Origin of the sequence: Streptomyces gamaensis, assembly GCF_042656465.1 — a bacterium.
Classification (GTDB): domain Bacteria; phylum Actinomycetota; class Actinomycetes; order Streptomycetales; family Streptomycetaceae; genus Streptomyces; species Streptomyces gamaensis.
Genome location: NZ_JBHSPB010000008.1, coordinates 219,731 through 245,156, shown reverse-complemented (window position 1 = coordinate 245,156; position 25,426 = coordinate 219,731). Strand labels below are relative to the sequence as shown.

Genomic DNA, 25,426 nt, shown 5'->3' with positions numbered 1-25,426 from the left:
CGTGCGGCCACCCCTTCCAGCTGACCAGACCGGGCGGCATCGTGCCATCGGTGGCGGGCGCCGCGGTCAGGCTCCGGCGGGCTCCGCGCCGTACCACAGGGTCGTGACGTTGCAGAACTCGCGGATGCCGTGACCGGACAGCTCCCGTCCGTAGCCGGAGCGTTTGACGCCGCCGAAGGGGAGCGCGGGGTGCGAGGCGGTCATTCCGTTGAAGAAGACGCCTCCCGCCTCGATGTCGCGGGCGAAGCGCTCCTGCTCGGCCGGGTCGCGGGTCCAGACGTTGGAACTGAGACCGAAGGGCGTGTCGTTGGCGAGCTCCACGGCCTCGCCGAGGCCGCCGACGCGGTAGACGGTGGCCACGGGGCCGAAGGTCTCCTCGCGGTGGATGCGCATGTCGGGGGTGATGCCGGTCAGGACGGTCGGCTCGTAGAACCAGCCCAGGGGCCGGTCCTTGGGCCGTGCTCCGCCGCACAGCGCGGTGGCGCCCCGGCGCAGCGCGTCGTCGACCAGTTCCTCCAGGTCGGCGCGGCCCCGCTCGCTGGCGAGCGGGCCGACGTCGGTGGTCTCCTCCATCGGGTCGCCCACGGTCAGGGCCCGCATGCGCGAGGCGAAGCGCTCGGTGAACGCCTCGTGGACGTCGGCGTGCACGATGAAGCGCTTGGCGGCGATGCAGGACTGGCCGTTGTTCTGCACCCGGGCCGTGACGGCGGTGCGCACCGCCCGCTCCAGGTCGGCCGAGGGCATCACGATGTACGGGTCGCTGCCGCCGAGTTCGAGGACGGTCTTCTTGATCTCGTCGCCGGCGATCGCGGCGACGGAGCGGCCGGCGGGTTCGCTGCCGGTGAGTGTCGCGGCGGCGACCCGCGCGTCGCGCAGGATGCCCTCGACGGCGCGGGAGCCGACGAGGAGGGTCTGGAAGCAGCCGGCGGGGAATCCGGCGCGGCGGAAGAGGTCCTCCAGGTAGAGGGCGGTCTGCGGGACGTTGGAGGCGTGTTTGAGCAGTCCGACGTTGCCTGCCATGAGGGCGGGCGCGGCGAAGCGGACGACCTGCCAGAGGGGGAAGTTCCACGGCATGACGGCGAGGACGACGCCGAGGGGGCGGTAGCGGACGCGGGCGCGGACGGCGCCGGCGTCGGCGGTCTCGTCGGCGGGCGGGGTCTCGTCGGCGAGGAGCCGCTCGGCGTGGGCCGCGTACCAGCGCATGGCCTTCGCGCACTTGGCGGCCTCGGCGCGGGCGGCGGCGACCGGTTTGCCCATCTCGGTGGTCATGGTGCGGGCGATCGTCTCCTGGTCCGCGTCCAGCAGGCCGGCGGCGCGGTTCATCAGCTCGGCCCGGACGGCGAAGCCTGTCGTGCGGTAGTGGTGGAACGCCGTCGCGGCGGCGGCCAGGCGTCGTTCGATCTCCTGGGCTCCCAGCTCGTCGAAGGTGCTGAGTGTCTCGCCGGTGGCGGGGTTCACCGTCGCGATGGGCATGGGGATCCTCCTCGTGTCCGCGTGCTCACCGCGCGCGGGGCGCGCCCGGTGCCGGGGGGGTGTGCGGTGCGGTGTCCGGCGCGCGGTGTGCCGGACACTGTGCGCCTTACCCCGTCGGCGGGGGAACGCAACAGCGGGCCGGTGCCGGGCGGGGCGCGGTCCCGGTCAGCTCCAGCGGCGCTGCCGTGCCGCGCCGGGGCCGGGTGCCCGGCCCGGGAGGCGCCGGGGGACGAGGCCCTCCGCCGGGCCGGGGCCGGGGAAGGGCGCGGGCGCGGCGGCCGGACGGTAGCGGCTCGCGGCGGGCGCCGCCGCGGGCGGCAGCGGGGCCGGCAGCGCGCCGGCGCGCCGCATGTGCGCGGCGGCCGCCGCGGAGGCGAGCCCGAAGCCGAGGCAGCACAGCCACGGCAGCGACGGCAGGCCCGTGCGCGCGCCCGCGTCCATGGCCCAGCCGACGACGGCGTTGCCGCCGGCCGCCGTCACCCCCGAGAGCACGTAGAACAGCCCGAAGTAGGTCCCGGTGAGCCGCTCGTGGCCGAAGCGCGGGATCAGCTGCAGCACGGGCGGGAAGGCGATCATGCCGCCCAGGCACAGCAGCACCGAGCCCGAGACCATCACCAGCAGCCGGGAGAGGAGTCCCTCGCCGCCCTGCGGCGATGCCGCCCCGGTCACCAGCAGCGGCGGGACGAAGCCGAGCCCTATCAGCGCGCTGCCCGCGCCCATCCACCGGCTGCCGCCGCCGCGATGCTCGACGAACCGGGTGACGTGGAGTTGCAGGAGCACGGTGGCCGCCGCCCCCGCGGCGAGCAGCAGCCCGGCGGCGCTCTCCCGGCCGCACACGGCCCGCGCGCCGTCCGGGAGCAGCAGGTAGAGCTGGTTGTAGAGGACGAACATGCCGTTCGTGGCGATCGAGTACCACAAGAACCGCCGGTTGCCGAGGACTTCGCGCCATTCGCGCAGCGCGGTCCCGCGGCCGCCGGTGGCGCTGTGGGCCGGGAGCCGCCGTATCTGAAGGAACGTCAGGCATCCGAGGATCCCGGCCGCGAGGAGCTCGCAGAGCCGGAAGTCCGTCCGCAGCAGCAGGCCGCCGAGCAGCAGGCCGATCAGCGAGCCGCTGGTGGCCACGAGGTTGAGCAGCGCGAACGCCTCCGCCCTGCGTTCGGCCGGCTCCTGGGCGACGTACGCGCGCACGGCGGGGCAGAACAGTCCGCCGGCGACCCCGCTGAGCACCGAGACGACGAGCAGCAGTACGAGCGCCTCGCCGAGGGCGGAGAGCGCGAAGCCCGCGCCGCGCAGCGCGCAGCCGGTGACGATCACCACGCGCGCCCCGTGCCGGTCGGCCATGCTGCCGCCGAGGACGAACAGCCCCTGCTGGGTGAGGTTGCGTACGCCGAGCACGAGCCCCACCAGCGCGGTGGACATGCCGAGCCCGTGCCCGAGGCGGTCCACGAGGAAGGGGATCTGGACGTAGAAGCCCATGTCCATCACGAACTGGCTGGCCAGGAGCAGCCGCAGTGCGGGAGGGCACGCGCGCACCGCCCGAAGCGTTCTCATCGGCGACTCCCGGCCGCGCGGGGAACGACGCGAATACCTTGGCAACTTTAGCAAAAGGTATGTGTCGCCAACAGAGGCAGTACACGGGCGCTTTAGTGGATACCGGAAGGTAACGGGCGCTTGCGTGCGTCGAATTACGGCCCACCGATCCTTCACACGAGCGAACTCACGTACTGGAGAACGGGTCTGCGACGAGACGGCGCGCGAGGGGCCGGCGCGGTGCGTCAGCGCGGCGGGCCGGACCCGGTCGTCCCCTCCCCCGGCGCGGCGGCCCGCGCCAGCAGCCCGCGCAGCAGTTCCTCGTCGTCACTGGAGAGCCGGGAGACGAAGCGGGCCAGCACGGTGGAGCGGTCGCGCTCCTTGTCGAGCTCGGAGTGCATGCGCTGCGCGGCCAGGGCGGCGTGGTCCTCGACGGCGGGACGGTAGGCGTAGGCGCGGCCGGCGCGGCTGCGGCTCACCGTGCCCTTGTCGTGGAGTCTGGAGAGGATCGTGGTGACCGTCGTCCGGGCGAGGGGCACACCGGAGGGCGAGGAGCCCGCGACGGCCTGCTGGACCTCACGCGGGGTCAGGGGCCGGCCGGCCGCCCACAGGGCCGCGAGGACCGCGGCCTCCAGCCCGCCTGCGGGGCGGCGTATGACGGCGTCGCTGTCGGTGGCTTCGGTGTCGGTGGCTTCGCTGGATTCCGGCACAGGAACCGCGTCCTCCCTGGGATCGTCTACAGTCTCGTAGACCGTCTACCGGCGTGTAGACGGTGAGGGCTGCCGCGGGGCAGCCCCGTCCTCGATTATCGGAGGCCACGCGCTCGTGCTCGCACCGCCCACCACCGCGCTCGCGGTCAACGTCCTGGACGCCTCGTCCCTGCTCGCGGCCTTCGGCGCGCTCGGCATCGCCGTGGTGCTGTTCGCGGAGACCGGCCTGCTCGTCGGTTTCTTCCTGCCGGGCGACTCCCTGCTGTTCACCGCCGGGCTGCTCTCCCGTACGGGCGCGCACTCCGGGCCGCGCCTCGACCTCGCGCAGGTGCTGGCCGCCGCGGTCGGCGGGGCCCTGGTCGGCGCCCAGGTCGGCTATGTGCTCGGGCGGCGCGGGGGCAGGGCGCTGCTCGCCCGCTCCCGCAGCAAGCGGTTGCACGAGGGCGCCGCCCGCGCCGAGGAGCTCCTCGACCGCTACGGGCACGCCCGCGCCATCGTGCTCGCCCGCTTCGTGCCCGTGGTGCGCACGGTCCTCAACCCGCTCGCGGGGGCGCTGGGGGTCGCGCCGCGCACGTTCGCGCTGTGGCAGACGGCCGGCGGTCTGGTGTGGACGGTGGGCCTGGTCCTGGCCGGCCACGCCCTGGGCTCGGTGGTGCCCAATGTGGACCGCTACCTGCTGCCCATCGTCGGCCTCATCGTGCTGCTGTCGCTGCTGCCGCTCGCCCTGGAGCTGCTGCGCGGCCGCCGCGCCGCGAAGCTTCCCGCCGACGCCGCCCCGGAGGCGGCCGCCGAGGGCGCCCCGGACGGGAGCGGCCGGTGAGCGCTCCCGGCGCGCCCGTGCCGCTCGCTCTCGACGGCTCCCGCATCGACGGCTCCCTGTACGGCGACGTCACGGACGCCGCCCGGCACGCGCCCTGGGCGCTGAACGACGTGATCTCCTTCTGGTCCTCCTTCGGGCTGGCCTTCTTCGCCCTGCTGACGCTCCTCGCGTGGTGGCGGGCCCGGGGCGCGGACGCGGCCGTGATGGCCCGCGTGCTGGCCGCCCCTGTGGTGGTGGGCGTGGTGTACGCGGCCGACATGGCCCTGAAGTCCCTGGTCCGCGAACCCCGCCCGTGCCGGGCCCTGCCGCACAGCTTCACGCTGGAGTCCTGCCCGGCGCCGGGCGACTGGTCCTTCCCCAGCAACCACGCGGTGATCGCCTTTTCCGTGGCGACCGTCCTGTGGTTCGCGCACCGCCGCATCGGCGCCGTGGCCGCGCTCGCGGCCCTCGCGATGGCGGCGTCCCGGGTCTGGGTCGGGGTGCACTACCCGCACGATGTCGTGGCGGGCGCGCTGGTGGGTGTGGTGCTGTCGGTGCCGCTGACGCTGGCGGCGTCCCGGGGTGCGGGGTGGGTGGAACGGGCGCGCGGCGGGCGGCTGCGGCCCCTGCTGGCCTCGGCGTGAGGGCCTGCCGCGCCCGCTGCCCCGCCGGCCCGTGCCCCGTCGGGGCGGCTACAGCCCGGCGTGCTGTTCCGGCAGCCCCGCGAACCACGTCGGGCCGCCCGTCGCGGCCTGCTTGATGCGGGTGACCGCGAAGTCCTCCATCGGCGGCAGGGCGTCCAGCTCGAACCAGCCGACCTCCAGGGACTCGTCGTCGTTGACCCGCGCCTCGCCGCCGGTGGCACGGGCCAGGAAACAGATGTCCATGAACTGGCACACGTCGCCGTTGGGATAGGTGACGCGCTCCAGGGCCTCGACGAGCAGGACGCGCTCGGGCACGCAGTGCACGTTGGTCTCCTCGTGCACCTCGCGCACCAGCGCTGCCGCGGGCTGCTCGCCCGGTTCGGGAATGCCGCCGATGATCGACCATTCCCCGGTGTCGGCGCGGCGGCCGAGCAGGACCCGGCCCTCGTCGTCGAGGACGATGGCGCTCACGCCGGGCATCCACAGCAACTGGTGGCCCGCGACGGCGCGCAGGTCGCGGATGAAGTCGGGAACGGGCATGCGTCGAGCCTAGTGGACCGGCGCGCCGGCCGGGGCCGCGGTCAGGCCGTGGCCCGGCGGCCCGCCGTGCGCCGCAGACTGTCACGGATCAGGCGCACGGCGGTCTCCGCGTCGTCCACGGTGACGGTGAAGGTACGGCCGTCGCCGAGACGCACGACGAAGCCCTCGCCCCGGCGAACGACGACCGCCGTGCCCTTCTCGGGACGCCAGCGGTAGCCCCAGCCGCCCCACTGGCGCGGGGTGACACGGGGGGCGAAATCGGCGTCGACGACGTGGGAGAGCGGGATGCGGGTGCGCGGCACGCCGATGTGGCCGCAGCGCACCTCCAGGTTCTCCCGGTCGACCCGGACGGCCACGTGGACGAAGGCGAGCGTGCCGTAGAGCATCAGCAGCCCGGCCGCGACGCAGCCGACGACCGCCATCACGAGAGGGGCCAGCCCTGAGGTCCACGCGCTGTCGACAGCGAGCTCGATGCCGAGGGCCATGCAGGCCGCGCCCGCGGCGGCCAGCAGCCATTGCACGCGGTTGGTCGCGCGGCCGGTCCAGACGACGGGCTCACCCGTGCCGTCGGCCGGGGAAGGGGAGCCGGCCTCGCCGGGCGTCTCGTCGTCCTGGGGGCCCAGCGGGCCCTCGGAGTGGTCCCTCATATGTCGCAGCCTACTCACTTTCCGCCACCGCGGCAGGGGTGCTGCGACTTCCGACCTAGTTCGTGTACTCAGCGGGAGGGGATGCTCACGGCGGGCAGCGACCGGCCCTCCGGGTAGGAGAGCACGGCCTCGCCCAGGCTCCCCGCACGGCCGCTGAGCAGCACGGTGAGGGCGCCGGAGGGCCGCGCGCCGGGGGCGGGCACCAGGCCCGCGCGGCGCAGCGCCTGGGCGGCGACGGCGTCCGCGGAGCCGTGGAGGGCGACGGGCGGCGCCGTCGGGGCGAGGCGGGGCTGCACGGCGGCGCGGATACGCTCCGCGACCAGCTCGTAGTGGGTGCAGCCCAGGACGACGGCCCGTACATCGCCGGGGGTGAGCTCGGCGGCGGCCGCGACGGCCGCGTCGATCGCCGCCGTGTCGGCCCGCTCGACGGCGTCGGCGAGGCCGGGGCAGGGCACCTCGGTGATCCGGGCGCCGTTGCCGAAGTCGCGGATCAGGGCGCGCTGGTAGGGGCTGCCGGTGGTGGCGGGGGTGGCCCAGATGGCGACGGGGCCGCCGGCCGCCGCGGCGGGCTTGATGGCGGGCACGGTCCCGATGACCGGGACGCCGGGCTCCAGTTCGGCCCGTACGGCGTCGAGGGCGTGCACGGAGGCGGTGTTGCAGGCGATGATCAGCGCGTCCGGGGCGTGCGCGGCGGCGGCGCGGGCGCAGTCGAGGGCGTGCGCGGTGACGTCCTGGGGGGTGCGGGGGCCCCACGGCATGCCGTCGGGGTCGGAGGACAGGAGCAGCTCGGCGTCGGGCCGCAGCCGGTGCACGGCGGCGGCGGCCGCCAGCAGGCCGATACCGGAGTCCATGAGCGCGATCTTCACCCGGTCACTTTACCGGACCCGCTCGAACTGATGGTCCGTCGAGGGCCCCGGGAGGGGGCCGGGTACGGCAGACTGCGGCGGATGAACGCGCTGATGTGGATCGCTGTCGTGTCCCTGGCCGTGTGGGGGTGGCTGCTGCTGGGGCAGGGCTTCTTCTGGCGTACGGACGTGCGCCTGCCGGAGCGCACCCCGCCCGCGGAGTGGCCCTCGGTGGCCGTGGTGGTGCCCGCGCGGGACGAGGCGGAGGTGCTGCCGCGGAGCCTGCCGTCGCTGCTGGCCCAGGACTATCCGGGGCGGGCGGAGATCTTCCTCGTCGACGACGGCAGTACCGACGGTACGGGCGGGCTGGCGCTGCGGCTGGCGCGGGAGCACGGCGGTCTGCCGCTGACGGTGGACTCCCCCGGCGAGCCGCAGCCCGGCTGGACGGGCAAGCTGTGGGCGGTGCGGCACGGTATGGCCCTGGCCCGCGCGCGGACGGACGCCGAGTACCTGCTGCTGACGGACGCGGACATCGCCCACGAGCCGGACAGCCTGCGGGAGTTGGTGGCGGCCGCGCGCTCGGCGGGGCTGGACATGGTCTCGCAGATGGCGCGGCTGCGGGTCGCCGGTTTCTGGGAGCGGATGGTCGTCCCCGCGTTCGTGTACTTCTTCGCGCAGTTGTATCCGTTCCGCTGGGTCAACCGGCCGGGGGCGCGGACGGCGGCGGCCGCCGGCGGGTGCGTGCTGCTGCGGCGGGAGACGGCGGAGCGGGCCGGGGTGCCCGAGTGCATCCGGCAGGCGGTCATCGACGACGTCTCGCTGGCCAAGGCGGTGCGGCGCGCAGGCGGCCGGATCTGGCTGGGGCTGGCGGACCGGGTGGACAGTGTGCGCCCGTACCCGGGGCTGGGCCCGCTGTGGCGCATGGTCTCGCGCAGCGCCTACGCCCAACTGCGCCACAGTCCGCTGCTGTTGGCCGGGACGGTCGCGGGCCTTGCCCTGGTGTACCTCGTGCCGCCGGTGGCGCTGGTGGCGGGTGCGCTCGGCGGCGGGACGGGGACACTGGTCGCGGGCGGGGCCGCGTGGGCGGTGATGACGGCGACGTACGTGCCGATGCTGCGCTACTACCGCCAGCCGGTGCTGCTGGCACCGCTGCTGCCGGTCACGGCGGTGCTGTACCTGCTGATGACGGTGGACTCGGCGGTGCAGCACTACCGGGGCCGGGGCGCGGCCTGGAAGGGGCGCACCTACGCCCGTCCCGGGACCACGCCCTGACGGCGCCGCCGGTCGCGCGCGGCGCGGGCTACTTGCGGCCCGGCGTCCAGTTCATGCCCCAGCCGTAGGCGTGGTCGAGGGTGCGCTGCGGGCTGACGCCCCGCTCCGGCACCAGGTAGCGGGCCTCGCGCTGGACGACGAGGTCGCCGCCGTCGTTGGTGATCAGGGCCAGCGCGCAGACGTTGGAGGCCACGGTGCACTCGTCGAGCGCGAAGTCGACGGGTGCGCCGTGCTGCGGTTGCAGGGTGACGGTCGCGTGCAGGTTCGCGAAGCTGCGGGCCCCTTCATAAATGGTGACGAAGACGAGGATGCGGCGGAACGCGGCGCTGTGGTCGAGGTTGACGGTCAGGTTCTCGCCCTCGGCCACGGCGCCGGTGCGGTCGTCGCCGTCGAGGTGGATGTACGGCGGCCGGCGCAGGGAGCCGAAGGAGTTGCCGAGGGCCTGGACCACGCCCTTGGTGCCGTCGCTGAGTTCGTAGAGCGCGCCGAGGTCGAGGTCGAGGCCGCCCTGGCGGCCCATGGCCTTGCCGAGTTTGTGGGCCCAGCCCCTGGTCCCGTGGACCGTCTGCCAGTTGAGGTTGACGCGCAGGGTGCCGGAGGTGCCGCCCTGCTTGGTGAGGGAGACGGCGGGCGCGTCCTTGGTGAGCGTGACCTTGGTGAGGCGGACGGGCGCGGGGGCGGGTTCGTCCGCCGGGGCGAGGGGGTGCCACTGCGGCGCGGGCCGCGCGGCGGGCTGCGGCGGTATGGGCGGTACCGCTTCCGGGACCGTGGCGGCCCCGGGCCGTTCCGGGGCCGCGGGCTCCTCGACGCTGATGCCGAAGTCGGTGGCGAGCCCGGCGAGGCCGCTGTCGTAACCCTGGCCGACGGCACGGAACTTCCACTCGCCCTGCCGCCGGTACAGCTCGCCGAGGACGAAGGCGGTCTCGACGGTGGCGTCGGCGCTCTCGAAGCGGGCGAGTTCCGTTCCGTCGCCGGCGTCGAGGACGCGGATGCCGAGGCCGGGCACCTGCCCGAAGGTGCCGCCGTCGGCGGAGGCGGCGAGCAGCACGGTGTCGACGCCGGCTTCGAGGGCGGCCAGGTCGACGGTGAGGGTGTCGGTCACGCTCTCGCCGACGGTGTGCTTGCCGTCGTGGCGGACGGCGCCCGAGGGGTGGACGGCCTGGTTGTAGAAGACGAAGTCCGCGTCGGAGCGGACTCTTCCGGCCGCCAGCAGCAGCGCGGAGGCGTCCGCGTCGGGCACTCCGGGCCCGGTGCGCCAGCCCAGTTCGACGCGCACCGCCGGTGCCGGGATCCTGACGTTGGTGCCTTTGCGCATGCCCATGGGCTCCACCCCTGTTGACGGTCCGTACCTGGCCGGCCTCCAACGTACCCCGGCGACGGGTTCCCAGATCTTCCCGGCTTTTCCGGCCTCCGGGACGCCGGGACTTCGGGAGGGCATGCGGCTGTTCAGGGTGCGGCGGGGGCGGTGGGGTGGGCCGGTCCGCGCGGCTCGTGGTGGGTCCCGGCGCCGGCCGGCGGGTGCGGCGCGGGCTCCGACGACGGTTTGCCGGCGGCCGGTTCGGAGTGCCGCGGGACCGCGTCGGCGGACCGCTCGGGGGCGGCGGTGCGGGCGGGAGGCCGGGGCGCGGCGTCCGTGGGGACGGGCGCGGGCCCGCCGGTCGCCGGGGGCCGCGTGGGGTGGGCACGGGAGGGGGCGGAGGACGGGACGGGTCCGGTCGGCGCGTAGGGGGCGTGCCGGGAGGGGGTCCGCCCCGGCTCGTCATCCGCCCCGGCGGTCGCGGGCGGGTGCGGCTTCACGGACCCGGCGGGGGCCTTCGGGGGCGCGGACGGCCCGGCAGGCCGTGACGGCCCGGCAGGACCGGAGGACTCGGCGGGACCGGAGGCCTCACCGCGACCGGAGGGCTCGCCGCGACCGGAGGACCCACCGGCACCGGACGGCCCAGCGGGACCGGAGGACTCACCACGACCGGACGACCCACCGGCACCGGACGACCCCGCAGGACCGGAGGCCTCACCGCGACCGGAGGACCCACCGGCACCGGGCGGCCCGGCCGAGCCGGAGCGTTCCGGAGCCGCGGGCGCGTCCGGCGGCCCGGAACTCCCGGGCGGCGCCGGGGAGCCGGCCGGGCCGCCCGGGGCGGACGACGCCTCCTCTCCCGGGCCGGCGGACCGCTTCGGCGTGCCCGGGGACGGCGGGTTCCAGTGGAACGCGCGCGAGTCCTGGCCGCCGTCCGTGCCCGTCCCCCTGTCGAACGCCGTGTCCCGCTCGTAGGGGTCGACGAGGGGGATCTGCCGCATCGGCCCCTTCTCCTGCGGCCGGGGCGTGATGACGGTGACGTCGGCGGCCGAGAAGCCGTCCCAGCGGGCGCCCACGTACTGCGAGGCGCCCACGTCCACGTCGCTGTCGGGCTCCAGCAGCGGATTGCCGCAGTTGCACTTGACGGCCGGGCGCCCGTACGCGTCGACGAGGACGGCCATGCCCGTCTGCAGGACGGACAGGTACTCCGAAGTCCGGCCCTCCCCCTGGTAGTTGTGGTTCTTGACCAGGGTGTCGTGCAGCAGCACCACCGAGGTGAGCGCGTTGATGTGGTCGGCGATGCGGGGCACTTGGACGCCGCGTACCTTCGCCCAGGCGGCCGCCTCGGCCGGGTCCTTGGTGAGTTCCCTGATCAGCAGCGCCTTGTCGCACTGGGTGGTGCTGCGTGTCCCGCCGAAGGCCCCGCGCGCGTCCCCGGCCGTGCTCGCGGCGGCGGGCGCGGAGCGCACGCCCTTGAGGTCGCTGTCCGGGTTGCTGAGGAACGGGTGCGGGCCGCTGGCGCCGACGGCTTCGAGAACGAGCCGTGCCGCCTTGGCCGGTGACGCCTCGTCGCACCCGGTGAGCATCGTGCCCAGCAGCAGGGCGGCCACGGCCGGCGGCACGAGGGCGCGCAGCCGGACCGCGCGGGCCCGAGGGGTCAGCATGTCGCGAGCCACCCCCCGCCGCAGGTGCCGGTCGATCCGTACGCCGGGGTCGTGGTGGAGTACCCGGGGCCCAGCGGCGGGGCGGGCGGCTGTGAGGCGGTGGCCCCCTGCGCGGGCCGCGGGCTGCCGGAGGAACTGGCGCCGCCCGGGGGCGTCTGCGCTCCCCCGCCGTCGCGGGCGGCGACGACCGCGGCGACGGCCCCGCCGGCGACGAGGACGAACGCCAGCACCGGGCCGAGGTACACGGCGGCCTTCCGGCGTCCGTCCCCCGCAGCCGGCCGCACGGGATACCCGGCGGCCGCACCGGCCGGCAGGGCGCCCGCCGGACCCGGCGCCGCCCCGTACCCGGGGACGGGACCGTACGCGCCGCCCGACGACGGATCCCCGGCGCCGGGCACCGGCCCGTACCCGGGGACGAGGCCGTGGGCAGCGGCTGCCCGCGCCTGGGACGTGCCCGGCGCCGGGGAGTACGGGCGGAGGGGCGGCTGCGCGTACGGGTTCCCGGCCGACGGGCGCCCGTAGGTCACCGTCCCCGGGGCGGCGGCGGACGGGGTGGGCGTCGGCGCGGTCGGCACGTACACCCCTGCGGCGGTGGCGGAGCGGGCGGGCGGCGGGTCCGCGGCGGCGACGGCGTCGAGCAGCCGCTGGGCCTCCGCCGAGCCGGTCCGGGCCCGGGGATCCTTGCGCAGCAGCCCCGCGAGGAGCGGTGCGAGGGGGCTGGCCCGGCGGGGCGGGGGCGGCTCGTCCCGGACGACGGCCTGCAGGGTGCCCAGCGGCGTGGTGCGCCGGAACGGCGAGACGCCCTCGACGGCCGCGTACAGGGTGGCGCCCAGCGACCACAGGTCGGAGGGGGTGCCGGGGCGCTCCCCGAGTGCCCGCTCGGGGGCGAGGAAGTCGGGCGAACCGATGAGGTCGCCGGTGCGGGTGAGGGTGTTCGAGCCCTCGACCAGGGCGATGCCGAAGTCCGTCAGGACGACGCGGCCGCCGTCCTCCAGCAGTACGTTGGCCGGTTTGACGTCGCGGTGCAACACTCCGCAGGCGTGCGCGGCGCGCAGCGCCTGGAGCACCTTCGCGCCGACCCTGGCGGTCTCCTCCGGGGAGAGCGCCCCCTCGTGCGCGATCGCCTCGGCGAGCGAACGTCCCCGGACGAGTTCCATGACGATCCAGGGGCGGCCCTCCTGCTCGACCACATCGTGCACGGTGATCACGTAGGGGTGGCTGATGCGGGCGGCGGCACGGGCTTCCTGCAGCAGCCGCGCGTACAGCACGCGCACGTCGTGCTCGCTCAGGTGCTCCGGGGCACGGACCTCCTTGGCCGCGACCTGCCGGCCGAGGAGTTCGTCGACGGCGCGCCAGACGACGCCCATGCCGCCGCTGCCGAGCGGTTCGACGAGCCGGTAACGGCCGCCCAGCAGTGGAGTGTTCGCTTCGCCGTCCATGCCGCGGGTCCCCCGATCCCCGTCCGTACGCCGCGCGGGAGCGCGCGCGTGCGGGCCACACCCGCTTCGACGGCCTGCGTCCGGCGGCCGTTCCCGCGAGTGCGGTTTCGTGTGGAAGGGCTTGCGCCGCGGCCGTACGTCCCCCTCAGGAGCCGGTCGCGGGGGTGCGGCTGACGGTGCGTCCCAGGGCGGTGGCGGCCTTGGCGAAGGCGGCGGCGTCGTGGACGGCCGCGGCCCCGGGGTCGTTGTTGAAGTACGCGTACACGTCGGCCCGGTCCGGCCAGGTGTCGGCGACGCGGCCGGCCCAGCTCTCCAGCGCCCGCCGCCCGTAGCGCGGCCAGGGGCTCGCCGCACCGCAGTGGAAGCGCAGGTATCCCCAGTCGGCGGTGCGCCACAGGGGGGTCACGGGCCGGGAGTCGTGGTCCGCCCAGCACAGGGCCGCGCCGCGGGCCACGAGGACGGCGCGCACCTCGTCGGTCCACCACGAGTCGTGCCGGGGCTCGACGGCGACGCGGGCGGTGGCGGGGAAGCAGGCGAGCGCGGCGTCCAGGAGGGCCGGGTCGGCGCGGAGGGTGGGCGGCAGCTGGAGCAGGAGGGGGCCGAGCCGGTCGCCGAGGCCGCGGGCGTGCCGCATGAGCCGCTCCACCGGCTCCTGGGGGTCGTGGAGGCGCTTGATGTGGGTAAGGTAGCGGCTGGCCTTGACGGCCATGACGAAGCCGTCGGGGGTGCGCTCGCGCCAGGCGGTGAAGGTCTCGGGCGAGGGCAGCCGGTAGAAGGCGTTGTTGTTCTCGACGGTCGCGAAGTGCCGCGCGTACTCCTCCAGCCACAGCCGTCCGGGCACGTCCGCCGGGTAGAGCGGGCCGCGCCAGTCCTTGTACTGCCATCCGGAGGTTCCGACGAGGAGGGGCATGCGCGAGGTGTTCCCGCCCCGCCCGCGCGGCTCACCGGCCGTGGCGCGCATCCAGCCGTCCGGGGCGCACCGGGCCCCCGGCCGGCGGTGCGCCCCGGGCTGCCGCGGGTTGTTCACTGGTGGCGTGGACTGCATCTTCTGCTCGATCGTGACGGGCGAGAAGCCCGGCCACCTGGTGCTCGCGGACGCGACGGCGGTGGCCTTCCTCGACGCGCGGCCGCTGTTCCCCGGCCATGTGCTGGTCGTGCCCAGGCGGCACGTCCACACGCTCACCGACCTGCCGGAACGGGAGGTGGGGCCGCTGTTCGCCCGGGTGCGGCGCGTCGCGGGCGCGGTGGAGCGCGGGATGGGTGCCGCGGGCTCGCTGGTGGCCGCCAACAACCGCGTCAGCCAGTCCGTGCCGCACTTCCATGTGCACGTGGTGCCCCGCAACCGCAAGGACGGGCTGCGCGGCTTCCTGTGGCCGCGGACACGCTACGCGTCGCAGGAGGAGGCGGAGGCCGTGGCGGCGCGGGTACGGGCCGCCCTCGACGAGGACCCCGGCGAGGGGGGCGGCACCGGCTGACGGCCGTCCCGCCCCCGTGGACTATCCGCGCGAACCCCCTCATATTGGTGGTACGGACGTGCTTCGAGTCTCGATTCCGGCGTGATGGACCATGCGTTTCCGTGACCGAGTGGACGCCGGCCGGCAACTCGCCGAGCGGCTGGGGCATCTGCGCCCGGAGCACCCCGTGGTGCTCGGCCTGCCGCGCGGCGGCGTCCCGGTGGCCTTCGAGGTGGCCCGGGCGCTGCGGGCGCCCCTGGACGTGATCATCGTGCGGAAGCTGGGGGTGCCCTTCCACGAGGAGCTGGGCTTCGGCGCCATAGGCGAGGACGGGGTGAGGGTCCTCAGCGGGGACATCATGCGGATGAGCCGCGTCGACGAGGACGACCTCGCCGAGGTGGAGCGGCGCGAGCAGGAGCACCTGGCCCGGCAGGCCGGGCGGTTCCGCGGCGGGCAGCCGCGGATCCCGCTCACCGGCCGCACCGCGGTCGTGGTCGACGACGGCATCGCCACCGGTGCCTCGGCCCGCGCCGCCTGCCGGGTGGCCCGGGCCGAGGGGGCCGCGCGCGTGGTGCTCGCGGTCCCGGTGGCGCCGGCGGACACGGTGGCCGCGCTGCGTGAGGAGGTGGACGAACTGGTCTGTGTCACCGCGCCGAGCCTCTTCTTCGCGGTCGGCGAGTGGTACCGGGACTTCTCCCAGACCCAGGACGAGGAGGTCGTCGCACTGCTGCGGAACAGCAGAACGGTACGGTCCGGCGCCGGGCCCGGCCAGGACCGCGACCGGCCCTGAATCACCGCGAGCGCGCCACGGGGCGCGCACCGGAGGTGTACGTCATGGAGACCATCGTCAAGTCCACCGTCGACCTGGAGTTCCACGAGGCCGGCCCCACGACCGACGCGGCCGCGAAGCTGCGCATGCACGACGGAACGGAGTTCACGGGGCACGGGGTCAGCAACCGCAACCCCGCCGACCCCCAGCAACAGCGCGTCGGCGAGGAGGTCGCGGCGGCCCGCGCCCTGCACGAGCTCTCGCACGAACTGCTGCGCAAGGCCAACACCGACATCGAGGAGCAGACCCACACCCCGGCTCACGTGACCCACTGAACCACCGGGCGCCCAGCGGCAGTCGAGGGACCGGAAGCACCGGCCCCGGCTGTCCGGGCGTCCCTGTGTGCGGGGACTCTGGGCAGGGGCGGCGGCCCGTGGCACTCTGCGGGACGCACACCGGTATCCGCATCGCTCGTCTGCCCGGGCCGCCACGGCGGCCCGGCCCCCACATGCCCGCGCGGCAGGCGCCGCGCGGGACCGGCAGAAGGAGTACGCGTGAGACACCCCCGCCGCAGTACCGCCGGTACGCTCCTGGCCGCCGGCGCCCTGCTCGCCACCGGCGTCCTGGCCGGCCCGGCCGCCGCCGGCTCCGCCGGCCCGGCGACCTCCCGCGCCGGCGCCGCCGACCCCGCCGGTCAGCAGAGCGTCCGCGACTTCTGGACCCCGGAGCGCATGCGCTCGGCGGCCCCCCTCGACTTACCGGCCCCCTCCCCCGGCGACCTCGTCACCCCGCGGGACCGGGGCCGGCCCACCTCCATAGCCCCCACACCCCCCACGGCGCACACCGACGGCTTCCCCGAGAAGGGCGGGCCGTGGACCGGCGGCGGCGCGGTCCTGCGGACCTCGGGCCGGGTGTTCTTCACCTTCCAGGGCCGCACCGCCTCCTGCTCCGGCGACGCGGTCACCAGCAGCAACGCCAGCACCGTGATCACGGCCGGGCACTGTGTGAAGTACCGGGGCGCCTGGCACACCGACTGGGTCTTCGTCCCCGGCTACCACGACGGGCAGGCGCCGTACGGCAAGTGGGCCGCGGCCAAGACGCTCTCCACCGCGCAGTGGGTGGCGAGCGAGGACATCAACTACGACGTGGGCGCCGCGGTCGTCGCCCCGCTGGAGGGCAGGAAGCTCGCCGAGGCCGTCGGCGCGCAGGGCATCGCGTTCGACGTCGGCTACAACAAGCCGATGTACGCCTTCGGTTTCCCCGCGGCCTCGCCGTACGACGGCACGAAACTCATCCACTGCAGCGGGGACAGCGGCCAGGACGCCCTGCTGTCGAAGGACCACAGCCTGGGCTGCGACATGACGGGCGGCTCCAGCGGCGGTCCGTGGTTCACCTCCTTCGACGAGACCACCGGAGCCGGCCTGCAGTCCTCGGTCAACAGCTTCGGCTACACCTTCCTGCCGGGCACGATGTTCGGCCCGTACTTCGGCGACGACGTCAAGAGCCTCTACGAGCAGGCGCAGTCGGCCTGACGCGCCACCGGCCCGGGCGGGGACAGGCCACCGGTCCCCGCCCGGGCCCTGCGTACCGGCTCACCCGTCCGCACGCCCCGGCGTGCCCCCGCGCCGGGCACCCGGCACGCTGGCCGGAGCGAGTCCGCCGCGACGCCGAGCCCGAGGTCCCGCCATGACGAACGACGACGCCCCGATATCCCCGGCCCTCCCACGGACCGGCGCGGTCCCGGCCACCGGCGGCAGGGTGCCCGGCAGTCTGCTGCGGCTGAGCGACTTCGAGCCGGCGGCCCTGAAGCGGGCCGTGGAGCTGGCGCGGGAGATGAAGCGGGATCCGGGCGGCTGGCTGCACAGCCTGCGCGGGGCCGCCCTCGGCTGCATCTTCGAGAAGCCCTCCACCCGCACCCGTGTCTCGCTGGCCACGGCCGCCCACCGGCTGGGCATGCACTCGATGGTGATCAGCAGGGACGACATGCAGCTCGTGCACGGCGAGACCTGGGCCGACACCGCGCAGGTGCTCTCCTCCTACCTCGACGCCATCACACTGCGGACCTACGAGCACACGACGGTCGAGCAGTTGGCGGGGCGCTCCTCGGTGCCCGTCGTCAACGCCCTCTCCGACGACCACCACCCCTGCCAGGCCCTGGCCGATCTCCTCACGCTCACCGAGCACTTCGGCACCCTGGCCGGGCTGACGGTGGCGTTCGTCGGCGACGGGCTCAGCAACACCTGCAACTCCTTCCTGGAGGCGTGCGCGAGCACCGGCATGCACCTGACCGTGGCGACCCCGCCCGGCCACGAGCCGGCCGCGTCCCTGCTGGCCGAGGCCCGCGCGACGATGGCGGCCACCGGCGGCTCCGTGACGGTCACCGCCGACCCGGCGGAGGCGGTGCGCACCGCGCAGGCGGTGTACGCGGAGGTGTGGGTGCCGATGCACAAGCGGCACGAACGCGCCGAGCGCGCCCAGCGGTTCGCCGTCTACCGGGTGGACCGTGAACTTCTCGACCGCGCCGCGCCCGGGGCGGTCGTCCTGCACTGCCTGCCGGCGGTGCGCGGCGAGGAGATCACCTCGGACGTGCTCGACGGTCCGCGCTCGCTGGTCTGGCGGCAGGCGGCGAACCGGCTGCCCACCGCGCAGGCCGTGCTCCACACGCTCGTCACCGCCGCCCAGTCCTGAGCGACCGCGCCCGGGCGGGACCTGTACGCCGCGCGCCCCCGCGAGGGTGACCCACGTCACTTCGGGGGGATCTTGGTGCGAACGCGCCGCATGTGTCACTCTTTCTGCACGACCTCCCTGCCCAAAAACAGCCGAGCGGCAGTGAATTGAGTGTCGTGTCCGCCGGTTCGCACGGGCAGGACCGGGAGTCCGTCCTTTCGTTGAGGCGTCGACCCCGCTCCGCGTCCCGTGACCGCGTGCGCAATCCCTTCCGCGTACACGCCGTGCTCCTCTTCCCGCCGCGGTAGTAGCGGCGTCCGCAACCGCCCCTGCCCCGGCCCGGGGAAGCCGCGTGAGCGCGCGAAAGCTGCTTGACGTGCGGAAAGCAGACTCTAGAGAAAGCAGGCTCCCGCCATGCCAAGGCTGTGCAAGCCGTCCGTGCAAGTACCGGAATTCGTCATCACGGCGGAAGAGACTCTGGCCTTCGCCGAACGAGTCCACGCCGGAAAGCCCCAACTCCCTTTGGCGCTCCGTCTGATCCGGAACACGGGGGTGGCGAAGCGGCACATCGTCCAGCCCATCGAGAAGACGCTTCTCCACCCGGGTCTGACGGAACGCAACCGTATCTACGAGGCGGAATCGAAGAAGCGCTGCCCCGATGTCATCGAACAAGCCCTGGAGAACGCCGAACTGACGGTACGTGACGTCGACGCGATCATCTATGTGTCGTGCACCGGCTTCCTGATGCCGTCACTGACCGCGTGGCTGATCAACCGCATGGGCTTCCGTTCCGACACACGGCAGATCCCCATCGCGCAACTGGGCTGCGCGGCGGGCGGCGCGGCGATCAACCGCGCCCACGACTTCTGCGTGGCCCACCCCGGCAGCAACGTCCTGATCGTCTCGTGCGAGCTGTGCTCGCTGTGCTACCAGCCCGACGAGGACAATATCGGTTCGCTGCTGTCCGACGGCCTGTTCGGCGACGCGGTCGCGGCCGCCGTCGTACGGGGCGACGGCGGCACGGGAATCGAGCTGGAGCGCAACGCCTCCTACCTCATCCCGGACACCGAGGACTGGATCTCCTACGCCGTGCGCGACACCGGCTTCCACTTCCAGCTGGACCGCCGGGTGCCCGGGACGATGGAGCCGCTGGCGCCGGTGCTGCGCGAGTTCGCCGCCGGCCAGGACTGGGACGCCGGGAACCTCGACTTCTACATCGTGCACGCCGGCGGACCGCGGATCCTCAACGACCTCGCCAAGTTCCTCGACGTCGACCGCAAGGTGTTCCGGCACAGCTGGGCGACCCTGACCCAGTACGGGAACATCGCCAGCGCGGTCGTCCTCGACGCGGCGCTCAGGCTGTTCGAGGAGGACACCCCCATGCCGGACGCCCGCGGTCTCATCGCGGGTTTCGGTCCCGGCATCACCGCCGAGATGGCGCTCGGCCGCTGGGCCGACGACGCGCCGCGGCACGTCGGCTGAGGCCGGCGGAGCGCATCACCGGGCTCCCCCCGAGCGGGAGTTCACCGACAGCGGGATCCGCGCGGACACCAGCGGGACCCGCACAGGCACGCACAGGCAAAGGAAGCGAGTCGAATGACGGGCCTCATCGTTCCCCCGGGCCAGGGGCGGAAACTGATCACCCCGGCGCAGGAAGTGACCTTCAAGGCCACCGCGGCGGACGGTTCCGCCGTATCGATCTTCGAGGTGGTCGTACCACCCGGATTCGATGTCGGGGCACATGTGCACGACCACTCCCAGGAGTTCTTCTACGTCCTGGAAGGAGAGCTGGACCTGCTGGCTTTCGAGCCGACCGAGCGCACCGGGGACACCTGGCACGACTGGAAGTCCTCCGAAGGGGATCACGTCGTCCACGCGGGCGAGGGCGCCTGCATGTTCGTTCCCCCGGGCACACCGCACGCGTTCAGGAACGCCACGGACAGACCGGCGCGCATGCTGTTCCAGAGCTACCCCTCGCCCGACCACGAGCACTACTTCGAGGACATCGCGGAGATCTGGGCGTCCGGCCGGGTCGATCCCGAGGCCGTGGAGCGGATGCGTCAGCGGTACGACGTCCGTCAGATCACGCCGCTCCGCTACGAACCCCCGGCCCGCCCCGGCCCCGCCCGGCACGGCGCGCGGCACGACGGGAGGTGAGCGCGGTGGAGTCCATTCCCCTGGTGCACGCGAGCCTGGGCGAGCGGGAACTGGCCGCCGTCGCCGAGGTGTTCTCCTCCGGCTGGCCGGCCGGCCAGGGCCCGAGCGGCAAGGCGCTCGAGGCCGAGCTGGCCGAGCGCTACGGAGCGGGCGGCGCGGTCGCGGTGAGCAACTGCGGCGTCGCGCTCCACCTGGCCCTGCTGGCGCTCGGCGTCCAGCCGGGCGACGAAGTCGTCGTCGCCGACTACACGTTCCCGGCACCCGCCCACGCGGTGCGCCAGGTCGACGCGGTCCCGGTCTTCGCCGACGTGCGTGCCGACACCGGCACGGTCGACCCCCGGGCGGTGGCGGACCTGGTCGGTCCGCGCACGGTGGGGATCATCGCGGTCGACACGGTGGGGCTGCCCGCGGACTACACGGAGCTGCAGGCGATCGCGGACCGCCACGGGTTGTTCCTGATCGAGGACGCGGCCTGTGCGGTGGGCGCCACGTACCAGGGGCGCGAGGCCGGTGCGCTGGCGGAGGTCGCGTGTCTGTCCTTCCACGGGCGCAAGGGCGCCACCAGTGGTGAGGGCGGGGCCCTGCTGGCCACCGACCCGGCGGTCGCGGCGGACGCGAGACTGCGGTCGTCCTTCGGCATCGGGAGCATCTTCGACCGGTCGAAGGTCATCGGCCTGCCGGTCCCGGAGTTCACCGAGGTCGGCTACAACTACAAGCTGTCCGACATCGCGGCGGCGATTCTGCGGGTGCAGCTCGACCGGATCGGCGAACTCCTCGCACACCGGAGCGCGGTCGCGGCACGCTACGCCGAACTGCTCGCCGACGAAGAACTCCTGACGCTGCCTCACGTACCGCAGGACCGTACGCACGCGTGGCAGTCCTATCTGGTGGCGCTGGACCCGCGGGTGGACCGTGCGGCGCTCGCCGCCGATCTGCGGGGCCAGGGCGTCGGATGCGGGCACGGCACGTGGGCGACCCACCTCCAGCCCGTGTTCGCCTCCGGCCGGCGGTGCCCCGTCTCGGCGGATCTCTACCGGCGTCACCTCGCCATACCCATGCACGCCGAGCTCGGCATGGACCAGGTCGAACGGGTCGTGGAGGTCCTGCGTCCCGCGCTGCGGACCCACGCGGCACCCGCGCGGCTCGTGGGAGGGGCGGCATGACGGACAAGCAGCCGGCGCCGGACGGGATCCTGCGTCTGATCAACGGCTACTGGGCCACCGGCGTCCTCGGCGCCGCGGCGGGCCACTCGCTGTTCACCCACCTCGAAGACGGCGCGGACACCGCCGCCCGGCTGGCCGGGCGCGCCGGGATCTCCGAGCGGGGCGCCCAGACCCTCCTCGACGGGCTCGTCAGCATCGGCCTGGCCGAACTGCGGGACGGCGCCTACCGCAACACCGCCGAGGCGTCCGCCTTCCTGGTCGAGGGCCGGCCCGCCGACCTGAGCGGCCTCGCCCGGCTCAAGCTGAAGCACATGGGCAATCTGGTCTCCCTGCCCGAAGTCGTCCGCGTCGGGGGCCCCGTCGCGGACGCGGCGGTGGAGGTCGCCGACAACCCGCACTGGGGCGAGGTCGTCCCGGCCATCGCCGCGCAGTCGGTTCCGGCGGCGGAGGTCGCCGCCGACGTGCTGCGCCTCGCGGACGCCGGGGAGATCTCGATCCTCGACGTGGGCGGCGGCTCGGGCATCTACTCGGCCGTCTGGCTGCGGCGCAACCCCGCCGCGCGCTCGACCCAGCTCGACTGGGCGCCGATCAACGCGATCGCCCGGCGCCTGGTGGCGGAGCGGGGCGTGGCCGACCGGTTCTCCTGCGTCGACGGCGACTTCCACACCACCGACTTCGGCACCGCCGCCCACGATGTCGCGCTGTACTCCCACATCGCCCACCAGGAAGGGCCGCGGGAGAACGTGGCGGTCTTCACCCGGCTCAGGAAGGCCCTCAAGCCCGGCGGCGCCCTGGTCGTGTGCGACTACGTCGTCGAGGACGACCGCAGCGGCCCCGCCTTCCCGCTCCTGTTCGCCTCGGAAATGCTCCTCAAGAGCAAGCAGGGCGGAACGTGGCGGCGCTCCGACTACCACGCCTGGCTCACCGAGGCCGGCTTCGAGGACATCTCGTTCCACTCGGCACCGCCGGCCACCTTGGTCATCGCCAGACAGTGAAACGCGCGAGAAAGAAGGGAGGCAGCCCGATGAAGGGCTCCACGGTCTACCGCTCGATACACAAGCGCGGTCTGCACATCGGTCTTCTGCCGGGGATGGCCGCGGCCGTCAACGGGTCGGCACCGATCACGCTCGATCACGATCTGGACGTCCTGCCCGAGGCGGGGCGGCATCTGACGGTGGCCCGCTACGCCGAGGCGGTGGACGACCTGGCGGCCCGGCTGTGGGCGGCCGGTGTCCGGCCCGGCGAGCGCGTCGTGGTCCACAAGACCGCCAACGCCGACATCTGGATGCTCGGCGCGGCGGCGTCCCGTATCGGAGCGGTCCCGGTGATGCTGTCGCCCGCCCTGGACGCCCCGACCGTCGCCGCCCTGCTCCAGCGGCTGGGCCGGCCCGGCCTCCTCACCGACACGCCGAAGCTCGACGGGCTGGCCGGGGTCCCGCTCGCGGAACTCACCGAGCGGGTCGTCCTCGTGGCCGGCGAGCGGCCGGGGGCGCGCTCGCTCGCCGGCCTGGCCGGTTCGCCCCGGGTCGCACCGGTGATCCGGCCGGTCGACGAGGCCGCCGTGATCACCCATACCTCCGGCACGACCGGGCTCCCCAAGCTCGTCGTGCACACGCCCCGCACCCAGGGCCTGCGTCTCCTGCCGCAGTGGCGGCTGCTGTCCCTGATGCGGCAGAAGGAGACCGTCGCGATCCACATCCCCTTCGTGCACTCGCGGATGGTCGCGGCGATGGCCCTGGCCCTCGCCAAGGAGTTCCCGATCCTGCTCCTGCGGGAGCCGGGGCCCGACGCCGTCGCCGAGCAGTTCCTGAAGCACCGGCCGGGGCTCGTCGAGGCGCTCCCCAACTCGCTGATGGAGTGGGAGGGGCTCACCGAGGACCCGCGCAGACCGTTCGCGTCGGTGAAGGTCTTCAGCAGTACGTTCGACGCGATCCACCCCAGGACGATGAGCCGGCTGCTGAAGTCGTCCGACCGGCGAGGTGCCCTCTTCTTCCAGATCTACGGGCAGAGCGAGGTCGGCCCGGCCGTCGGCCGCGCCTACTTCCGCCGTACCGCGCACAGGGCGAACGGGCGCTGCGTCGGCTGGGCGATGCCGCTGGGCGCCGCGAAGGTCCGCGTGGTGGGCCGCGACGGCCGCAGACCGTCCGAGAAGGAACCCGGCTTCATCGAGGTCGCGTGGGACGGCCTGGCGAAGACCTACTTCGCCGAGCAGGAGCGGTACGACATCAACCGCGACGGCGACTGGTGGCGGACCGGGGACGTCGGCTACCGCACCCGGCTCGGCTGTCTGCACATGCTCGACCGGGAGGTCGACATGATCGACGGGGTGCGCAGCTCCCTGGAGGTCGAGGACGCCGTGCTCAGCAGGCTGGACGAGCTGACCGAACTGGTCGTGGTGCAGGGCCCGGACTCCGAGCCGGTCCCGGTGGTCTGCACGGTCGACGACAAGCCGCTGGACCCGGAGCGCTGGCGCGCGGCGGCCGCCGACTTCCCCCGGCTGACCGACCCGGTCCATATCCCCCAGGCCGAACTGCCGAGGACCGCCACGCTCAAGGTGCAGCGGCTCGCCCTGGCCCAACGGCTCAAGGAACAGCTGGAGAACCGGACATGAGAAAACGTCAGGCAGCTCGGACATCGCAGGCGATCAATGGAAACACGACAACCGACCGAGGGGATCAGTGACATGACGACGCAGGCCACACTCGCGCGACTCCGCGACTACATGATGGGCCCCACGCGGTTCATGAACCTGCTGTCCTGCTTCGAGCTCGGCATCATCGACAGGCTCCGGGAGAACCCGGGAATGACCGCGGCCGAGCTCGCCGACGCGGTCGGCGCCAAGACCGATGCCGTGGAACAACTGCTGAACCTGGTGGTCCACGAGGATTTCGTCGGCTACGACGAGGAGACCGGCGGCTACTCCCTCGCCGCGCTCGGCGCCCTCCCGGAGGCCGACATCGAGCGGGTGCTCGCCTTCATGGACCTGGTCAAGGTCACCTGCCTGCGGCAGCTGTACTACCTGACCGACAGCGTGCGGACCGGCACGGTCGTCGGCCTCAAGGAGCTCTACGGATACGAGGGCACCCTGTTCGGCGCCGTGGCCGAGCACAAGGACCTGCGCGAGTCCTGGGGACGGGCGATGGACGCGGAGACCGCCCAGATCGATCCGTGGTTCTTCGACAACATCGACATTCCCGCCGGCTCCCAGGTGCTCGATCTCGCCGGGAACACCGGCCTCGGCGCGATCGACACCTACAAGCTGAAAGGATCGCCCGGCCTTCGGGTGACCACCTTCGACCTGCCGCAGAAGGAGGAGGAGTGCCTGGAGAACTTCCGGGCGAACGGCGTGGCCGAGCACTGCTCGTTCATCGGCGGTGACGTCTTCGAGAGCGTCCCCAAGGGCTTCGACGTCGTGCTGGTCAAGCATTTCCTGGCCCTGTGGGACAAGGACAAGGTGTTCGCGATCTTCACCAATGTCAACAAGGCGCTGGAGGCCGGCGGGCAGGTCGAACTCCTGGTGCCGCTGTACCCGGAGCACAACAAGGACTCCTCCGATCCCCGCAGCGTCGACTTCTACCCCGCCTTCTTCCTCGGCTGTGCCCAGGCGCAGGGCGGCGGGCAGAAGCTGTCGGCCTACCGGGCCCTGCTGGAGGAAACCGGATTCGAGATCACGAAGGTGACGGTCAAGGACCCCGCCGACACCCCGCCGGACGCCTTCCCCGTCCACGCCATCATCTCGGCGCGGAAGGTCGCGCACCTGTAGGACAGCCGGGTGACGGACATCACGCCCATGCGTGCTCACATCGTGCCGGTCCACCGGGTCGTAAAGGTGTAGCGCCGACAACGGCAGAGCAGAGGAGTTCGCCATGGATCCCCGTCTGAACATCTACGAGAACCCGGTCTCGCTCAAGTTCCTGAAGTACATCACCGCGTCCTACAAGGTGTTCCCGGTGCTGCCGCACCCGACGGTGGAGCTGGTGTCCCTCCGCATCAGCCAGATCAACGGCTGCGGCTTCTGCGCCGACATGCACACCAAGGAAGCCACGCGCGCCGGGGAGAGCGCGCAGCGCCTCCACCTGGTCGCGACCTGGCGGGAGGCCACGGTGTTCACCGAGGCCGAGCGTGCGGCCCTGGAGTTCGCCGAGGAGGGCACCCGCATCGCCGACGCGGCCGGCGGAGTCCCCGACGACGTCTGGGCGAGGGCCGCCAAGCACTACGACGAGGACCAGCTCGCCGCCCTGGTGTCGCTGGTCGCCTTCATGAACCTGGTCAACCGTATGAACGTCATCACCCAGCAGCCGGGCGGCAGTTACGAGCACGGCTGGACCCGCCAGTTCGGCGGATAGCCGGCAGACG

24 protein-coding genes and 1 pseudogene are annotated in these 25,426 nt (G+C 73.8%); 15 read left to right on the top strand and 10 right to left on the bottom strand.

Annotated elements, in window-relative coordinates; all coding sequences use genetic code 11:
* Positions 1-66: 66 nt before the first annotated feature.
* The 3 genes from ACFP1Z_RS15750 to ACFP1Z_RS15740 form a co-directional block, all read right to left on the bottom strand.
* Complete coding sequence (locus ACFP1Z_RS15750) at positions 67-1,473, bottom strand: NADP-dependent succinic semialdehyde dehydrogenase (RefSeq protein ID WP_390316930.1); 1,407 nt, start codon at positions 1,471-1,473, stop codon at positions 67-69.
* 165 nt (positions 1,474-1,638) lie between these two features.
* Complete coding sequence (locus ACFP1Z_RS15745; RefSeq protein ID WP_390316929.1) at positions 1,639-3,024, bottom strand: MFS transporter; 1,386 nt, start codon at positions 3,022-3,024, stop codon at positions 1,639-1,641.
* Between the two features lie 224 nt (positions 3,025-3,248).
* Positions 3,249-3,713: a BlaI/MecI/CopY family transcriptional regulator gene (locus ACFP1Z_RS15740; protein ID WP_390316928.1), complete on the bottom strand. Its 465-nt coding sequence runs from the start codon at positions 3,711-3,713 to the stop codon at positions 3,249-3,251.
* A 115-nt stretch (positions 3,714-3,828) separates the two neighbouring features.
* Between ACFP1Z_RS15740 and ACFP1Z_RS15735 the strand changes: the two genes are divergently transcribed.
* On the top strand, positions 3,829-4,533 hold the full coding sequence (locus tag ACFP1Z_RS15735; RefSeq protein ID WP_390316927.1) for a DedA family protein: 705 nt from the start codon (positions 3,829-3,831) through the stop codon (positions 4,531-4,533).
* A complete protein-coding gene (locus ACFP1Z_RS15730; RefSeq protein WP_390316926.1) occupies positions 4,530-5,156 on the top strand; it encodes a phosphatase PAP2 family protein in 627 nt (208 codons plus the stop codon). Before ACFP1Z_RS15735 ends, ACFP1Z_RS15730 begins: the two co-directional genes overlap by 4 nt.
* Before the next feature lie 48 nt (positions 5,157-5,204).
* On the opposite strand, the gene ACFP1Z_RS15725 is transcribed toward ACFP1Z_RS15730, so the two are convergent.
* From ACFP1Z_RS15725 to ACFP1Z_RS15715, 3 genes are all read right to left on the bottom strand, one after another.
* Positions 5,205-5,696 (bottom strand): NUDIX hydrolase, encoded by a 492-nt coding sequence (locus ACFP1Z_RS15725; protein ID WP_390316925.1) that lies wholly within the window; start codon positions 5,694-5,696, stop codon positions 5,205-5,207.
* A gap of 41 nt (positions 5,697-5,737) precedes the next feature.
* Positions 5,738-6,343 carry a hypothetical protein gene (locus tag ACFP1Z_RS15720; RefSeq protein WP_390316924.1) on the bottom strand — a complete coding sequence of 202 codons (606 nt, stop codon included), beginning with the start codon at positions 6,341-6,343 and terminating at the stop codon, positions 5,738-5,740.
* 68 nt (positions 6,344-6,411) lie between these two features.
* On the bottom strand, positions 6,412-7,209 hold the full coding sequence (locus ACFP1Z_RS15715; RefSeq protein WP_390316923.1) for a glutamate racemase: 798 nt from the start codon (positions 7,207-7,209) through the stop codon (positions 6,412-6,414).
* Between the two features lie 81 nt (positions 7,210-7,290).
* Between ACFP1Z_RS15715 and ACFP1Z_RS15710 the strand changes: the two genes are divergently transcribed.
* Positions 7,291-8,460 (top strand): glycosyltransferase, encoded by a 1,170-nt coding sequence (locus tag ACFP1Z_RS15710; protein WP_390316922.1) that lies wholly within the window; start codon positions 7,291-7,293, stop codon positions 8,458-8,460.
* Between the two features lie 28 nt (positions 8,461-8,488).
* On the opposite strand, the gene ACFP1Z_RS15705 is transcribed toward ACFP1Z_RS15710, so the two are convergent.
* The 4 genes from ACFP1Z_RS15705 to ACFP1Z_RS15690 all read right to left on the bottom strand — a co-directional run bounded on the left by ACFP1Z_RS15705 (position 8,489) and on the right by ACFP1Z_RS15690 (position 13,770).
* Positions 8,489-9,781 carry a TerD family protein gene (locus tag ACFP1Z_RS15705; protein ID WP_390316921.1) on the bottom strand — a complete coding sequence of 431 codons (1,293 nt, stop codon included), beginning with the start codon at positions 9,779-9,781 and terminating at the stop codon, positions 8,489-8,491.
* Between the two features lie 125 nt (positions 9,782-9,906).
* The gene (locus tag ACFP1Z_RS15700; RefSeq protein ID WP_390316920.1) at positions 9,907-11,421 is read right to left on the bottom strand and encodes a DUF6777 domain-containing protein; all 1,515 of its coding nucleotides are present in this window, start codon (positions 11,419-11,421) and stop codon (positions 9,907-9,909) included.
* Complete coding sequence (locus ACFP1Z_RS15695) at positions 11,415-12,860, bottom strand: serine/threonine-protein kinase (protein WP_390316919.1); 1,446 nt, start codon at positions 12,858-12,860, stop codon at positions 11,415-11,417. Before ACFP1Z_RS15695 ends, ACFP1Z_RS15700 begins: the two co-directional genes overlap by 7 nt.
* Before the next feature lie 145 nt (positions 12,861-13,005).
* Positions 13,006-13,770 carry a DUF72 domain-containing protein gene (locus ACFP1Z_RS15690; protein WP_390316918.1) on the bottom strand — a complete coding sequence of 255 codons (765 nt, stop codon included), beginning with the start codon at positions 13,768-13,770 and terminating at the stop codon, positions 13,006-13,008.
* 124 nt (positions 13,771-13,894) lie between these two features.
* Here ACFP1Z_RS15690 and ACFP1Z_RS15685 point away from each other — a divergent pair, with 124 nt between their 5' ends.
* The 12 genes and pseudogenes from ACFP1Z_RS15685 to ACFP1Z_RS15630 all read left to right on the top strand — a co-directional run bounded on the left by ACFP1Z_RS15685 (position 13,895) and on the right by ACFP1Z_RS15630 (position 25,416).
* Entirely contained in the window at positions 13,895-14,335 is a 441-nt protein-coding gene (locus tag ACFP1Z_RS15685) for an HIT family protein (protein WP_390317035.1), read from the top strand.
* Positions 14,336-14,426: 91 nt separating this feature from the next.
* Positions 14,427-15,053 (top strand): annotated as a pseudogene (locus ACFP1Z_RS15680) (phosphoribosyltransferase); the annotation flags it as partial.
* Between the two features lie 95 nt (positions 15,054-15,148).
* Positions 15,149-15,418, top strand: a complete 270-nt coding sequence (locus ACFP1Z_RS15675) for a DUF1876 domain-containing protein (RefSeq protein WP_390316916.1) — start codon at positions 15,149-15,151, stop codon at positions 15,416-15,418.
* A gap of 219 nt (positions 15,419-15,637) precedes the next feature.
* Positions 15,638-16,615, top strand: coding sequence for a trypsin-like serine peptidase (locus tag ACFP1Z_RS15670; protein ID WP_390316915.1), 978 nt, complete (start codon positions 15,638-15,640; stop codon positions 16,613-16,615).
* Positions 16,616-16,769: 154 nt separating this feature from the next.
* Positions 16,770-17,771: an ornithine carbamoyltransferase gene (argF, locus tag ACFP1Z_RS15665; protein WP_390316914.1), complete on the top strand. Its 1,002-nt coding sequence runs from the start codon at positions 16,770-16,772 to the stop codon at positions 17,769-17,771.
* Positions 17,772-18,164: 393 nt separating this feature from the next.
* Positions 18,165-19,232 (top strand): type III polyketide synthase, encoded by a 1,068-nt coding sequence (locus tag ACFP1Z_RS15660; protein ID WP_390316913.1) that lies wholly within the window; start codon positions 18,165-18,167, stop codon positions 19,230-19,232.
* 114 nt (positions 19,233-19,346) lie between these two features.
* The gene (locus ACFP1Z_RS15655; protein WP_390316912.1) at positions 19,347-19,907 is read left to right on the top strand and encodes a cupin domain-containing protein; all 561 of its coding nucleotides are present in this window, start codon (positions 19,347-19,349) and stop codon (positions 19,905-19,907) included.
* Between the two features lie 5 nt (positions 19,908-19,912).
* The gene (locus ACFP1Z_RS15650) at positions 19,913-21,070 is read left to right on the top strand and encodes a DegT/DnrJ/EryC1/StrS family aminotransferase (RefSeq protein ID WP_390316911.1); all 1,158 of its coding nucleotides are present in this window, start codon (positions 19,913-19,915) and stop codon (positions 21,068-21,070) included.
* Positions 21,067-22,065: a methyltransferase gene (locus ACFP1Z_RS15645; protein ID WP_390316910.1), complete on the top strand. Its 999-nt coding sequence runs from the start codon at positions 21,067-21,069 to the stop codon at positions 22,063-22,065. Before ACFP1Z_RS15650 ends, ACFP1Z_RS15645 begins: the two co-directional genes overlap by 4 nt.
* A 29-nt stretch (positions 22,066-22,094) precedes the next feature.
* A complete protein-coding gene (locus ACFP1Z_RS15640; RefSeq protein ID WP_390316909.1) occupies positions 22,095-23,681 on the top strand; it encodes a class I adenylate-forming enzyme family protein in 1,587 nt (528 codons plus the stop codon).
* 72 nt (positions 23,682-23,753) lie between these two features.
* The gene (locus ACFP1Z_RS15635) at positions 23,754-24,833 is read left to right on the top strand and encodes a methyltransferase (RefSeq protein WP_390316907.1); all 1,080 of its coding nucleotides are present in this window, start codon (positions 23,754-23,756) and stop codon (positions 24,831-24,833) included.
* Positions 24,834-24,936: 103 nt separating this feature from the next.
* On the top strand, positions 24,937-25,416 hold the full coding sequence (locus ACFP1Z_RS15630; protein ID WP_390316906.1) for a carboxymuconolactone decarboxylase family protein: 480 nt from the start codon (positions 24,937-24,939) through the stop codon (positions 25,414-25,416).
* Positions 25,417-25,426: the final 10 nt, after the last annotated feature.